This window comes from Deltaproteobacteria bacterium (assembly GCA_026712905.1).
GTDB lineage: Bacteria > Desulfobacterota > Binatia > UBA9968 > JAJDTQ01 > JAJDTQ01.
Genome location: JAPOPM010000248.1, coordinates 1 through 13,005 on the forward strand (window position 1 = coordinate 1; position 13,005 = coordinate 13,005).

Below are 13,005 nucleotides of genomic sequence, written 5' to 3' on the forward strand. Positions count from 1 at the left end.
CGCGCCGATGAAGGGCGCGACGACGTTGCCGGTGCCGCTCAGGATGGCGATGAAGACGAAGTCCCCGGACACCGGCCAGTACACCATGGAGTCCGGGTCCACGTGGCCGATGGTGAGCACGGCGATGGCGCCGCCGAAACCGCCAAGCAGTCCGGAGATCACGTATTTCGCATGGACCGCCCGCTCCCCGGAGTAGCCCAGGTAACCCAGCCGGATCTCGTTCTCCCGCACCGCGGTGGTCATGTGGCCCAGGGTGGAGCGCAGGTAGAGGTGCACCAGCACCGCCACGCCCCAGGTCAGGATAGCCGCGAAAACGAACAGCGCGGTCTTGTTCTCGGCGCCCAGGGGCGCGTACCAGAGGTAGGTCGTCGCCTCCAGGCTGATGCCGTCGGTGGACCCCAGCTCCTCCAGCTTGGCCAGGACGCCGTAGAGGATCATGGAGAACGCCATGTTGAGCAACGCGAAGAAGATGCCCCGGTACTGCCGCAGCAGGAACCCCAGGCCGTATGCCAGCAGGCCCGCGGTCACCACCCCGCAGGCGATGGTCAGGAAGGCGTCGGTGATGCCCAGGTACCGGCTCATGAGCCCCACGGTGTAGGCGCCGAAGCCGAAGTAGAGCGCGTGGCCGAAGGAGATCAGCCCGCAGCGCCAGAGCACCAGCAGACCCAACGCCACCGACCCCCGGGCCAGTGAGAGCGTCAGGATGTTGCGGAACCAGTCGGCCACCACGAAGTTGAGGAGCAACAGCGCGGCGAGGCCGAGGGTCAGGCCCCAGAGGGTCTTGTCCTGGCGCCAGCTCATATGGTCCTCGGCTTGGCGGGCGCGAACAGGCCCTGCGGCCGGACGATGAGCACCGCGGCCATGATCAGGTAGATGACGAACAACTCCAGGGCCGGTTCCTGGTGCACCGCGAACGCCCGGGCCACGCCCACGATAACCGAGCCGATGAGGGCGCCGGGAATGCTGCCCATGCCGCCGATGACCACCACGGCGAAGGCCAGGACGATCACCTCCACGCCGATGCCGGGCTGCACCGAGATCGCCGGCGCCTGGTAGGCGCCGCCCAGGGCCCCCAGGAACGAGCCCAGCATGAAGGTCAGCAGAAAGATCCGGTTGACGTTGATCCCCATGGCCTGGGCCAGCTCCCGGTCATAGATCACCGCCAGCAGAAGCTTGCCGAACTGGGTCCGGTTGAGCCCGTACCAGAGCACCGAGGCCACCACGGCCGACAGCAGCACCATGGACAGGCTGTAGTTGTCGAAGGGAAGCCCGGCGATCTCCGTCGAGCCCAGCAGCCCGAGGGGCTCCGGTGCAAGATAGGGGTCGGTGCCCCAGATCAGCAACAGGACGTCCTCGAGCACCAGGAAAGCCGCGAAGGTCGCCAGCACGATGATGTGCTCGTCCTCGTGATAGAGATGGCGCAGCAGGCCGCGCTCGATGATGAGGCCGAAGACCACGCCGAGGAAGAGCGCCGCCAACAGCATGACCACGAAGGCGCCGTACTCGGGCCAGTCCACCCGGAAATAGAGGATCAGCAGCGTTGCCGCGAGATAGGCGCCGAACGCGTAGAGCGCCCCGTGGGTAACGTTGAGGAGCTTCTGGACGCCGCAGATGACCGTCAGGCCCACCGCCACCATGAACAGATAGGAACCGTAGACGAGTCCGTCGACGAGGATGATGAGTAGCAGCTCGGGATCCAACGGTTCCCCCGTGCGCGGGAATGAAAGAAAATGGCGTCCTTCGACAAGCTCAGGACAGGCGAAGTCGAAGGACGCCGTCTAGTAGCCCATGTCGGCCTAGGCCGGGACGCCGATCAGTCGCACTTGGCGCCCTTCATGCCGCCCTTGACCCAGTCCGCCGCATTGACCCCTTCCGGCGGGTTCACGCACTCGGCCTTGAACTCCACCACGTCCTTGACGACGATCTCGCCCTTGGCATCGTCCCACTCGGCATAGCCCCAGCGGTCCGAGGTGACCGCCTGATGCCCCTTGCCGAGGGACATCTTGACCTTGGCGGCGATGATGTCGAAGGTGGCGTGCTCAAGCGCCTTGATCACCTGGTCCGTGGACGGGAACTTGCCGCCGTTGGCCTTCATGGCCGTGTCATAGGCGTACTTGGCCGCCACAATACCGTCGGCGTAGTGATAGGCCGGCGACGAGGGCGGCTGCTTGTACGCCTTCCGGTATTCGCTCCGGAACCACTTGTTGATCGGGGTGTCGATACCCGCCGCGTACAATCCATAGGGACCGCGCGCGAGCTGTCCCGGCGGGAACTTCTTGCCGATCCGGTGGGCCGTTATCTCGCCCACCGTGAAAACGAACGTCTTGCGCTTGAACAGTCCCCTGGCTTTGCCCTGGGCGATCAAGGCCTCGATGTCGCCGCCCCAGAAGCTCGAGTGCACCACCTTCTGCTTGGCCCTGAGCAGAACCGAGATCTCGGTGCCGTACTGGCCGGAGAACAGCTTGGGGAACTGCTGCTTCTTGGCCGGCTTGAGCTCCGGCGCCAGGGTCTGCACGCCCAGGTTGAAGTCGCGCCAGGCATCCTGGCCCCAGGCGTAGTTCTGGTTGATGCCCATGTAGCCGTCCTTGGCCTCGTTCCGGAGCTTCTTGACGACGTAGTGCGCGGCACCCACGTTGCCGGCGGTGCTGTGGTTGATGATGCGGAAGAGGTACTTCGGCTCCTTCACCAGTTCCTCGAAGATGCGCGGCGTGCCGCATACCGTCAGCAGGGTCAGGACCCGAAGCTCCTCGGCCACCCGGGCGATGGCCGCGCAGCTCCCGGAGGAGACGTAGCCGACCACGACGTCCACGCCCTCCTTCTGCACCTTGTTGCGCAACTCCGTGACCTGCTTGGTGCCGCCGCCCGACTCGTCGTAGACCACGAGATCGATCTTGCGGCCGGCAAGCCCGACGCTGTTGTAGGGTGCCGGCAGGGCGCCCTCGTTGATGGCGCGGACCACCAGCTCCACGCCGTTCTTGGACGCGGTGCCGTAAGTTGGCGCTCCGCCCCCGGTAAGGAACGTCGGAACCGCCAGCTTGAGGGTCTGCGCCGAAGCGGCGCCCGCCGCCAGCAACACCGCCAAAGCCGCGGTCAACGCCATGAATCTCGTACGAGGAATTGGGGTCATATCAGCCTCCCATGTTTCTCGATCGCCGCCACCCATGCGGCCGCGGCACGCCGAACACGAAGTATAGCCGAATCGTCTCACAATCGCGTCGGCCGGGCAACCAGACTACCCGTTCCGCGTCACGTGTTCGCCCGTGGCGGGCTCATTAGGCTATAGTTATGGCGCAGATCAAGCCCAAGGCACCGGCGTGGAACGCGGTTGCCGTCACGGAGGGAATCGCACATGGCCAAAAACATGACCCAACGAGGCAAGGTCGACCTGGAGGGGCTCCGCGGCCCCGACGTCCAGGCGATGAAAGACCTTCAGCCGCCGGCCGACATGCCCTTCCGCATCGGCAACATGGGACACGCGGTGCTGGTGGTGCGGGACATCGACGCGTCGGTCCGGTTCTACACCCAGGTGCTCGGCTTCAAGGTCTCCGACGTCTATCCGGAGAGCATGGTGCCGGGCCGGATGGTCTTCATGCGCTTCAATGAGGACCACCACGGCCTCGGCCTCATCGGCCAGGCCAAGGAGGCTTCCGCGGGCCGGGAACTGCATCACCTGGCCTTCGAGGTGCCCACGCTGGACGATGTCTTCCGCGCCCGGGACCACCTCGAGAAGCACGATGTGCCCATCGACTTCCACGGCCGCAGGCGCGCCGGCTGCCAGGTGTCGGTGGAGTTCCGGGATCCGGACGGCCACAGCCTGGAGATCTTCTGGGGACTCGACCAGGTGGACTGGAACGGTGAAGCGCGGCCGCCCGAGGAGTGGGCGCCGAGACCGGCCCTCGAAGAGGCGCTGGACGAGGCCCCGCCGGGACAGGACACCACCCTCGCGGATCCGGGTCTGCGGCGGAAGTAGTCGGTGGCCGGCGGCGATGGGAGAAAGGCGGAATACCGGGACGACTACCAGATCATGTTGGCGCTCAGCATGACACCCTGGCTGTCCGCGCCGTGGGGCTGATCGTTGTGCACGCCTTCCAGGCTCAACGTGACCCACGACCCTGCCTTGAACTGCCCGCCCAGGCTCAGCCGCCGCGACCCCGCCCCGGAAAGCGACACGTCCGTGTAGGGCGTCAGCACCCCCCGGCCGCCCCACGTGGTGCCGAACCCATACGCGACCCGCGCATGGACACGCCCCGTTTGGTCGTCCGCCACCGGGCCGGCGACCCCGGTGTTCCACAACCGCTTCACACCCCCGCCCGTCCGACCCCAGGCCGGCCGCAGGCTCGCCGCGAACCCCAGGCCCGCCTCGCCCGGATCGAGCCGCAACAGCCCGCTCACGCCCCACTCCTCGTAATCCTCGCTGTGGGCGAACAGCGTCCGCGCCCGGCCTTCCACCGTCAGTCCCGACGCCGCGTCCGTAAAGCGCAGCCCGCCCCCCGTCTCCACACTGCTGCCCGTGTCCCCGTCCCCGCCGTCGTAGCGCATACCCACCTCGATGGACGGCGTGAACGTCGCCCCGGAGGCCAGTTTGCGCTCGTGCACCCCTTCCAGCATCAGCCGCTGCCGGCTGGCGCTCAACGTCGTTTGCTCAAGACTCCCCGAGCCTTCGATATCGGCCCACGAAAACATCGTTTCGCCTTTCAGTCGCAGGCTCGTGGTCCCGCCGCCGATCAACTCATCGCTCGACACCAGAGGCCCGCTCACCCCCGCCGCCACCATCCGCTGCGTCAGGTCGCTCGCCTGCGTGTCCCCCGACTCGTCGATCTCCACCTCGCCCCAGCCATAGCCCCCCGTGGCCCACAGGTTCATGCCTGCCGAGGACTGCCAGCCCACGTACGGGTTGACGCTCGTCAACGTCGTCTCGGAATCGCCCGTCACCCCGGAGGCCGTGTATTCCACGGCTCCCCGCGCCCACGCCAACGACACCCCCGCCAGAAAGTCCTCGCTCAACCTCGTGTCCACCCCGAGGTTGGCGCTCGCCACGTTGCCGTCGTAGTCCACGGTCGCCGCGCTGCCGCCGGAGAAGTTGCGGTAGTCGCCGCCTCCCCAGAACGTCAGGTTCCCGAACAAACCACCCCTGCCCGTGCCCGCCGCGTAGAGCGGCACGGTAAAGGACGAGCCCGCGAGCAGCCGGCCGAGGTTGAACGTGCCGCCTTCCAGCGCCCGCGCGTTCGTCAGAAGAACATCGGAGAACTTCGACGCGCCGCCGAGACGGAACCCCTTGGCGGGCGGGATGTCGGAGGTGGCCCGCCGGATGCGCCCGGAGACGGCATCGACGGTGCTGGCGGTCATGGCCCGCATGACCTGCGGCACCACCGACTTGACGGCCGTGTTCCGGCGCGCGGCCACCACGTTGGGTGAGCTCTGATAAAAACCCGACCCGACGATGATGTTGATCGGGCGTCTTCCCCGCGCCGTCACCACTTCATCGTTGAACGCGCGGGCGTAGCCCACCTTGGGGGTATCGGCGCTGTCGGTGTCGTCCGAGGGATCGTCGAAGTAATACTCGACGAAGCCGCCTTCCGGGTTGTTCTTCGCCGCGTCGAAAACCTGCGGCAGAATCAACTCTCCGGTCACGGCGTCCCGGACGGTCGGGGTCAAGGGTCGAAGCTCGAATCGGTTCGGAAACGCTCCGTGAAACAGAATCGCGTCGATGGTGCGATCCAGGATGTAGAGGTACACCGAACCGTGTCTCCAGGGCCCGTTCGGATCCCGCAAGGCGATGAATGCTTTCGCACTGGCGGACGGATCTCCACTCTTCAGGTGCCCCGTAACATAATTCCCCGCTTCCGTGACGAAGGCTTTCAATGTTTCCCGGTCCACCACGTCCCTGGCGGTAACGGCCGGGTCGCCATAATCGATTTGTTCCACGGCCAAGGGAGCCAGGTGAGACGAGTCGAGTTCGAATCCGGCAAGGGCCACGAACGGCAAACCCCCATAGGGGGCCGACACATAGGCGCTGGCATGACCGGAGGCGCCCGGCACCACGGAGGTCGCGTCGAACGGGGCCTCCGGTCCTCGCGACAGTATGCCGACCAGGACGGCTCGAGCGCGGACGGCCATCACAAGATCGGCGGAAGCCAAGTCCGCCAGGACTTCTTGCGGGACCCCCAACGCGGAAAGAATCGCGCCATAAATCAAGGGGTTGAGTTGCCGGCCCGTGAGGGCCGTGTCTTTCGCGTGCAAGAACAGCCTGCCGTCCAGCGACAGTGTCACGACGTAGGTGGAACCCGAACGCCAAGGACCCCCTTCTTGCCTCATGAGACACGCAAAGTGCAGGAATCGTCCCAGATCCGCCGAATCATTCTGGTTCCCTAATTCCGCGGTCACGGCCAGCGCGAACTCCATCAGACCACCGCTGCCGTCTTCCACCTGTTGTGCCGTCACGGGCGGGTCCGCGGGAGCAGTCACACCGGCGGGAAGCGGACACGCCTCACGCGTCTGCGCCAGGGCGGGGTTTATATCGGAAAAGACCGCGAGCACGAACAGGCCGGCACAAGAAACCATTATAGTCGCGGCGGACAGTGTCCCGGTTTTCATGCGAATGGTTCTCCTGCTCGGACCGTTGGCCATCACGCGGGAGGTTGGCGCGACGCCGCCGTCACGCCCGCTCGTTCATCCCCTGGATTGACGATGAAGGCTTCGCCGCGCGTGAAGAAGTCACGCACCAGGGCGACGAACCGCTCGGGCTGGTCCACCTCGACGTTGTGACCCGCGTCGTAGACGTAGAGCAGCTTGGCATGGGGAATCTCCCGCGCCAGGAGCTGGCCGCTCTCGGGCGGCATCATGCCGTCCTTGGTGCCCTGCAGCACGAGGGTCTGTTGCTCGATCTCGGGCAACAGGGCCACGAGCGCCTCATCGAGTCCGATGGAGTCGTGGTAGTAGTTGGCCCATCCCCGGAAGCCCCGACATGGTGTCGAGCCCCTCGTGGGGCGGAGTCCCGTCGAAACCGGGCGCGCACGCGCACTGCGCCGGCTCTTTGGATGTGCGAGTATATCCTTGCCCGTGTTGCATCGTCAACTACGAACCGTCGGGGTTGATGTACGAAAGTTTCAGCCCCGCCGAGCCCTTGCCGGCTCTACCGACGGCACTGTTGTTCCCACGCGGTTCGGGCTTTTCGTGACCGGGGCCGACCCATGACATTCCCATTCGGATGGTGTTCTATTCCGATTTGGACGGTGGTATATTCCGAAATGGACGCAACTTGATTCCGAATTGGACGGAAGGGATTCCACTTCGCGAGGCCATCATGCCAAATCCGACCACACGCGGGAAGTATGTGCCACGGCATTCGGAGGCACGAGTCCGCGAGGCGCTTACGGACACCCGCATCGTCGCCATCGTGGGTCCGCGGCAATCCGGCAAGACGACCCTCGCCCGGCGTATCGCCGCTGACGACGGCCGCCCCTTCATCTCCCTGGACGACGATCAAAACCGACGTTTCGCCGCGGACGATCCCATAGGCTTCGTCCGTGGCAACCCGACGGCGGTTATCGACGAGATTCAGCGTGCGCCGGCGCTGATCCTGGCCATCAAGCAGGCCGTCGACGAAGATGCGCGGCCCGGGCGCTATCTGATTACCGGATCGGTGGACCTCTTCAGGGCCGCCATCTCCCCCGATTCGCTTGCAGGCCGCATCGAAACCATCGAACTGCTCCCCTTTTCCCAAGCCGAAATAACCCGGAGCGGCGTGCCGGGTTTCCTGGATCGGGCATTCTCCGGAGACTTCCCGAACCTCGCGGCAGCGGACGCCACGACGGATCTGACTCAGTGCGTCCTTGCCGGCGGCTTCCCCGAAGCCCTTTCACGGCCGCTGCCGTCACGCCGCGCGAACTGGCTGCGAGCCTACGCGGGTTCGCTGGCCGAGCGCGACGTCTCGGATATCGCAAGCGTTGGGAACCGCGACGCAATGGCCCGGCTGCTCGATCACGCGGCAGCCGCGGCCGGTCAGTTACTCAACATGAGTGGGATAGGGGCACGCCTGGGAGTGGACGGAAAGACCGTCGACCGCTGGCTGGCCCTGTTCGAGCACATGTTCCTTGTCCGACGGGTCTACGCCTGGCATCGCAACGACCTGAAGCGCTTGGTCAAGCGGCCCAAGCTCCAGTTCCTCGACTCGGGCCTGCTTGCCGCGCTTCGGCGGATCGACAGCGCCGCCATCGCCGCAGACCGGCAGCAACTCGGTCCGTTGCTGGAATGCTTCGTGTACTCCGAGCTTGCGAAAGCCGCTACCCTGGTGGATCATCCGACATTCTTCTCCCACTACCGGGACAAGGACCGGGTCGAGGTGGATCTGGTGCTGGAGCGGTTGCCGAACGCCATTGTCGGCATCGAGGTCAAGGCAGGCGCCACCGCCCACCCCGGCGATTTCAAGGGTTTGGCCCGCCTCCGGGAAGCGACGGGCTCGCGCTTTGCCTGCGGCATCGTCCTCCACGACGGGGACCGTATTCAGCAGGCGGGGCCGAAGCTGTTCGCCATGCCGGTGAGCGCGCTGTGGAAGGCGTGACGGCGATCAGAGTCCTCTATCCGATCCTCTCCAACCCGCCCATGTACGGCCGTAGCGCCTCGGGAACGATGACGCTGCCGTCCTCCTGCTGACAGTTCTCCAGGATGGCCACCAAGGTGCGGCCGACGGCGAGGCCCGAGCCGTTGAGGGTGTGGACGAACTGGGGGCGTTGCTTGGGGGCGGGGCGGTAGCGGATGGCGGCGCGGCGGGCCTGGAAGTCGGTACAGTTGGAGCAGGAGCTGATCTCGCGGTAGGTGCCCTGGCCGGGCAGCCACACCTCGATGTCGTAGGTCTTGGCCGCGGAGAAGCCCAGGTCCGCGGTGCACAGTTCCACCACGCGGTAGTGCAGGCCCAGGCGCTGAAGCACGGTCTCGGCGTCGCGGGTGAGCTTTTCCAACTCGTCGAATGAGCCTTCCGGCTCGACGATCTTCACCAGCTCCACCTTGTTGAACTGGTGCTGCCGGATCAGCCCGCGCATGTCCTTGCCGTAGGAGCCCGCCTCCCGGCGGAAACAGGGGGTGTAGGCGCAGTAGTAGCGGGGCAGGTCGGACGCGTCGAGGACCTCTTCCCGGTGGATGTTGGTGAGCGGCACCTCGGCGGTGGGGATGAGGAAGTAGTCCGGATCCGCCGTGCGGAACATGTCCTCCTCGAACTTGGGAAGCTGGCCGGTGCCGGTCATGGTGTCGCGGTTCACCAGGAACGGGGGCAGGATCTCCTCGTAGCCGTGCTCCCGGGTCTGGAGGTCGAGCATGAAGGCGATGAGAGCCCGTTCCAGCAGCGCGCCCTGCCCCCGGTAGAGGGTGAAGCGCGCGCCCGCGAGCTTGGCGCCGCGGGCGAAGTCGAGGATGCCCAGGGTCTCGCCGACTTCCCAGTGGTTCCTGGGAGTGAAGCCGAATTCCGGCGCCTCGCCCCACTGCCGCAGCACCGGATTGTCGGCCTCGGATTCGCCCACGGGCACGCCGCGATCCGGCAGGTTCGGAATGTCGAGCATGGACGCGCTGAAGCGCTGCTCGGTCTCGCTCAGCGGCCCGTCCAGCGCGTCGAGCTCCTTGCTGACGGTACCGATCTCTTCCATGAGCGCCGAGGCGTCATCCCCCGACTTCTTGAGGCGGCCGATCTCGCCCGAGAGCTTGTTCTTCTGCTCCTTGAGCCGCTCCCAGCGGGCGAGGGTCTCCCGCCGCTCCCGGTCCGCGGCCAGCACCGCCTCCCAGTCGATGTCCCCGCCTCTGGCCGCCATGCGCTCGCGCACCCCGTCCGGGTCCTCGCGCAAGATCCTGACGTCAATCATCCTTCGTCCCTTCCGATGGCGTGTTCGCCGCCGACACCCCTATGGCTCCGAGAAATCGAACGCACGCCGGACGTGGCGCACCGCCGGCGGGTCCGAACGCAACGAAATGCCGACCACGTCGAACTGCACGTCCCGGTCATGCAAGTGATGTCTGTTGAGATAGTGCATCGCGGCGCGCTTCAAGCGCTGCTGCTTGGCGCCGTTGACCGATTCCAGCGGCGCGCCCGCCGTGTCCACCCTGCGAGTCTTCACCTCGACGAACACCACGGCGCGTTTGTCGAGTGCGATCAGATCGATCTCGCCCAACGGGCACCGGTAGTTGCGTTCGACGATGGCGTAGCCCTGGCGCTTGAGGTAGCGTTCGGCGAGTTCTTCGCCCGCCTTGCCCAGGGACTGCCGCGGATCACTCATTCCTCATTTTGTGGCACCTGAGAGCGGCACCGGCAAGCCTTCCCGCAACAGCGACGTTGGAGCGCGTTGTTCCACCCAATCCCGCACGGGCTTGAAGCTCCGCCGGTGGACGGGACAGGGACCGTAGCGGTCCAAAGCCTCGGAGTGGCGGCGGCTGCGGTAGCCCTTGTGGCTGGCGAACCCGTACTCCGGATACGCGGCGTCCAACTCCACCATCATGCGGTCCCGGGCCACCTTGGCGATGATCGATGCGGCCGCGATGGAGAAGCACACCCGGTCCCCGCCCTTGATCGTGCGCTGCGCCGGCGGCGCGGTAGGGTAACCGTCATCCTCCAGCAGGCTGGCGGTGGGAATGCCGTAGGGACCGTCGATCATGAGGAAGTCCGGCGCGACTTCCAGGCCCCGGACCGCCCGCGCCATGGCCAGCAGGCTCGCGCGCAGGATGTTGAGGCGGTCGATCTCGCCTGGATCGGCAACCCCCACGGCCCAGGCAACCGCGTGGCCCTGTATCCACCCGACAAGACGCTCGCGCTTCTTGGGCGTCAGCAGCTTGGAATCCTTGACGTCGGGATTGAAGACGCCGGACTCGAACACCACCGCCGCGGCCACCACCGGCCCCGCCAGGGGACCGCGCCCGACCTCGTCCACCCCGGCGATGCGCCGGAAGCCGCGCGCGAGCGCATCCATTTCAAAGACGGTGCCGTCGGGTCCGCGGCGCTCCGGAGCGAGCAACCGGCCGGGACGGGAGGGTTCGGGGAGGGTTCGTTTGCCGGGCATTCGACCCGCATGATAAGAAATCGGCGTGAAAATCACCAGCGAAGAGGTCCGGCACGTCGCCACCCTCGCGCGCCTGGATCTCGCTCAGGACGAGCAGGAAAGGCTTGCCGGCGAACTCGACCGCATCCTCGAATACATGGACAAGCTGAGCGAGCTCGACACCGACGGCGTCGAGCCCCAGTCCCACGCGGTGGACGTGGTCAACGTCCTGCGCCCGGACCGGGTCGTCAACCAGCCGCGGACCGAGGACATGCTGCGCAACGCCCCCGCACGGGACGACGACTTCCTGAGCGTCCCGAAAATCATTGAATGACGGTTCACGACCTCAGCGTTCCTTTGACCGGTCGCCTTGGTGCGGGATGGCGTTTCTCTTCGTGCGGAATGGCATCCTTGAAGATGGCGTCCTTCGACTTCGCTACGCTACGCTCAGGACGAACGGTTGGTGTATCCTCCGTTCGTCCTGAGCGTAGCGCAACGCGGGCGGAGCGAAGTCGAAGGGCGCCATGACCACCGATCCGTGTCTTCTCAGCATCCATGAACTGCATGACCGCCTGCGCCGCCGGGAGTTGAGCGCCGTCGAGTTGGCGGAAGCGCTGTTCGCGCGCATCGACGCCACGGACCACGCCATCGGCGCCTATCTCACGGTGTGCCGCGAGCAAGGCATGGAAGCCGCGCGCCAGGCGGACGCACGCTTCGCCGCGGGCGACACGCCGTCGAAGCTGCTCGGCATCCCCGTGGCCCTCAAGGACGTCCTCCTCACCGACGGTGTGGCCACCACCTGCGCGTCCAGGATCCTGGACGGGTTCACGCCGCCCTACGACGGCACCGCGGTGCGCCGCCTCAAGGACGCGGGGGCGGTGCCCGTGGGCAAGACCAACATGGACGAGTTCGCCATGGGCTCCTCCACCGAGAACTCCGGCTACGCCGTCACGCGCAACCCCTGGAACCTCGACCACGTGCCGGGCGGCTCCTCCGGCGGTTCCGCCGCCGCCGTGGCCGCCGGCCAGTGCATTGCCGCGCTGGGAACGGACACCGGCGGCTCCATCCGCCAGCCGGCGGCCTTCTGCGGCATCGTCGGCCTCAAGCCCACCTACGGACGGGTGAGCCGGTACGGCGTGGTGGCTTATGCGTCGTCGCTCGACCAGGTGGGGCCGATGACGCGTGACGTCACCGACTGCGCGCTGGTGCTCCAGGCCATCGCCGGCCACGACCCCGCCGACTCGACCTCGGTGGACGTGCCGGTGCCCGACTACACCGCCGCGCTGACCGGCGACGTCAAGGGGATGCGTATCGGCGTTCCCAAGGAATTCTTCGCGGCGGGGCTACAGCCCGAGGTGGAGCAGGCGGTGCGGCAGGGCATCCTGGAACTGGAGAAGGCCGGCGCCGTGGTGACCGAGGTATCGCTCCCGCGGAACGACTACGCCGTGGCCGCCTACTACGTCATCGCCGCCGCCGAGGCCAGCTCCAACCTGGCGCGCTACGACGGCATGCGCTACGGCCCCCGGGCCGAAGCCGCGGACCTCACCGCCACCTACATGAAGAGCCGCGCCCAGGGGTTCGGGAAGGAAGTGAAACGGCGCATCATGCTCGGCACCTACGTGCTGTCCGCCGGCTACTACGACGCCTACTACATCAAGGCACAGAAGGTACGAACGCTGCTGAAGCAGGACATGGAATCGGCCCTGAGCCGCTGCGACGCCATCGTCGCCCCCACCTGCCCCACCACCGCCTTCAAGCTCGACGAGATGACCCACGACCCCCTGCAAATGTACCTCTCGGACATCCTCACCATCTCGGTAAACCTGGCGGGGCTCCCCGCGCTGTCAGTGCCGTGCGGTTTCGACGACAACGGCCTCCCCATAGGCCTGCAGATCATAGGGAAGCACTTCGACGAGGCCACGCTGCTACGGCTGGGGTACGCCTACGAGCAGGCGACGGAGTGGCACACGTTACGACCCAACCTATAGGG

At 66.4% G+C, this 13,005-nt stretch carries 12 protein-coding genes; 4 read left to right on the plus strand and 8 right to left on the minus strand.

What is annotated here, in order from left to right:
- From OXF11_21015 to OXF11_21025, 3 genes are all read right to left on the minus strand, one after another.
- On the minus strand, positions 1-801 hold an 801-nt coding region (locus OXF11_21015), incomplete at its 3' end, for a branched-chain amino acid ABC transporter permease (protein ID MCY4489570.1).
- The gene (locus tag OXF11_21020; GenBank protein MCY4489571.1) at positions 798-1,700 is read right to left on the minus strand and encodes a branched-chain amino acid ABC transporter permease; all 903 of its coding nucleotides are present in this window, start codon (positions 1,698-1,700) and stop codon (positions 798-800) included. The genes OXF11_21020 and OXF11_21015, both read right to left, overlap by 4 nt.
- 113 nt (positions 1,701-1,813) lie before the next feature.
- Entirely contained in the window at positions 1,814-3,100 is a 1,287-nt protein-coding gene (locus OXF11_21025; GenBank protein ID MCY4489572.1) for an ABC transporter substrate-binding protein, read from the minus strand.
- 249 nt (positions 3,101-3,349) lie between these two features.
- On the opposite strand from OXF11_21025, the gene OXF11_21030 reads away from it, so the two are divergent.
- Positions 3,350-3,970, plus strand: coding sequence for a VOC family protein (locus tag OXF11_21030; GenBank protein MCY4489573.1), 621 nt, complete (start codon positions 3,350-3,352; stop codon positions 3,968-3,970).
- 44 nt (positions 3,971-4,014) lie between these two features.
- On the opposite strand, the gene OXF11_21035 is transcribed toward OXF11_21030, so the two are convergent.
- Both OXF11_21035 and OXF11_21040 read right to left on the minus strand, forming a co-directional pair.
- Positions 4,015-6,594 carry an autotransporter domain-containing protein gene (locus OXF11_21035; GenBank protein MCY4489574.1) on the minus strand — a complete coding sequence of 860 codons (2,580 nt, stop codon included), beginning with the start codon at positions 6,592-6,594 and terminating at the stop codon, positions 4,015-4,017.
- A gap of 32 nt (positions 6,595-6,626) precedes the next feature.
- Positions 6,627-6,902 (minus strand): alpha/beta hydrolase, encoded by a 276-nt coding sequence (locus OXF11_21040; protein ID MCY4489575.1) that lies wholly within the window; start codon positions 6,900-6,902, stop codon positions 6,627-6,629.
- A gap of 305 nt (positions 6,903-7,207) precedes the next feature.
- On the opposite strand from OXF11_21040, the gene OXF11_21045 reads away from it, so the two are divergent.
- A complete protein-coding gene (locus OXF11_21045; GenBank protein ID MCY4489576.1) occupies positions 7,208-8,560 on the plus strand; it encodes an ATP-binding protein in 1,353 nt (450 codons plus the stop codon).
- A 16-nt stretch (positions 8,561-8,576) separates the two neighbouring features.
- On the opposite strand, the gene serS is transcribed toward OXF11_21045, so the two are convergent.
- Genes serS through OXF11_21060 form a run of 3 tightly spaced genes read right to left on the minus strand, consistent with a single transcriptional unit; the run spans position 8,577 to position 11,036 of the window.
- Entirely contained in the window at positions 8,577-9,848 is a 1,272-nt protein-coding gene (gene serS, locus OXF11_21050; protein MCY4489577.1) for a serine--tRNA ligase, read from the minus strand.
- A gap of 39 nt (positions 9,849-9,887) precedes the next feature.
- Positions 9,888-10,259 (minus strand): YraN family protein, encoded by a 372-nt coding sequence (locus tag OXF11_21055; GenBank protein ID MCY4489578.1) that lies wholly within the window; start codon positions 10,257-10,259, stop codon positions 9,888-9,890.
- Between the two features lie 3 nt (positions 10,260-10,262).
- Complete coding sequence (locus OXF11_21060; protein MCY4489579.1) at positions 10,263-11,036, minus strand: ribonuclease HII; 774 nt, start codon at positions 11,034-11,036, stop codon at positions 10,263-10,265.
- A 25-nt stretch (positions 11,037-11,061) separates the two neighbouring features.
- On the opposite strand from OXF11_21060, the gene gatC reads away from it, so the two are divergent.
- Together gatC and gatA are read left to right on the plus strand one after the other, a co-directional pair.
- Positions 11,062-11,349 carry an Asp-tRNA(Asn)/Glu-tRNA(Gln) amidotransferase subunit GatC gene (gene gatC / locus OXF11_21065; GenBank protein ID MCY4489580.1) on the plus strand — a complete coding sequence of 96 codons (288 nt, stop codon included), beginning with the start codon at positions 11,062-11,064 and terminating at the stop codon, positions 11,347-11,349.
- A gap of 190 nt (positions 11,350-11,539) precedes the next feature.
- A complete protein-coding gene (gene gatA / locus OXF11_21070; GenBank protein ID MCY4489581.1) occupies positions 11,540-13,003 on the plus strand; it encodes an Asp-tRNA(Asn)/Glu-tRNA(Gln) amidotransferase subunit GatA in 1,464 nt (487 codons plus the stop codon).
- Positions 13,004-13,005: the final 2 nt, after the last annotated feature.

Bases quoted from the DNA above. Each gene is read 5' to 3' on its own strand.
- OXF11_21025 (MCY4489572.1), bottom strand. From the start codon at position 3,100: ATGGCGTTGACCGCGGCTTTGGCGGTGTTGCTGGCGGCGGGCGCCGCT.
- OXF11_21030 (MCY4489573.1), top strand. From the start codon at position 3,350: ATGGCCAAAAACATGACCCAACGAGGCAAGGTCGACCTGGAGGGGCTC.
- OXF11_21060 (MCY4489579.1), bottom strand. From the start codon at position 11,036: ATGCCCGGCAAACGAACCCTCCCCGAACCCTCCCGTCCCGGCCGGTTG.
- gatA (MCY4489581.1), top strand. From the start codon at position 11,540: ATGACCACCGATCCGTGTCTTCTCAGCATCCATGAACTGCATGACCGC.
- serS (MCY4489577.1), bottom strand. From the start codon at position 9,848: ATGATTGACGTCAGGATCTTGCGCGAGGACCCGGACGGGGTGCGCGAG.
- OXF11_21055 (MCY4489578.1), bottom strand. From the start codon at position 10,259: ATGAGTGATCCGCGGCAGTCCCTGGGCAAGGCGGGCGAAGAACTCGCC.
- OXF11_21035 (MCY4489574.1), bottom strand. From the start codon at position 6,594: ATGAAAACCGGGACACTGTCCGCCGCGACTATAATGGTTTCTTGTGCC.
- OXF11_21045 (MCY4489576.1), top strand. From the start codon at position 7,208: ATGGTGTTCTATTCCGATTTGGACGGTGGTATATTCCGAAATGGACGC.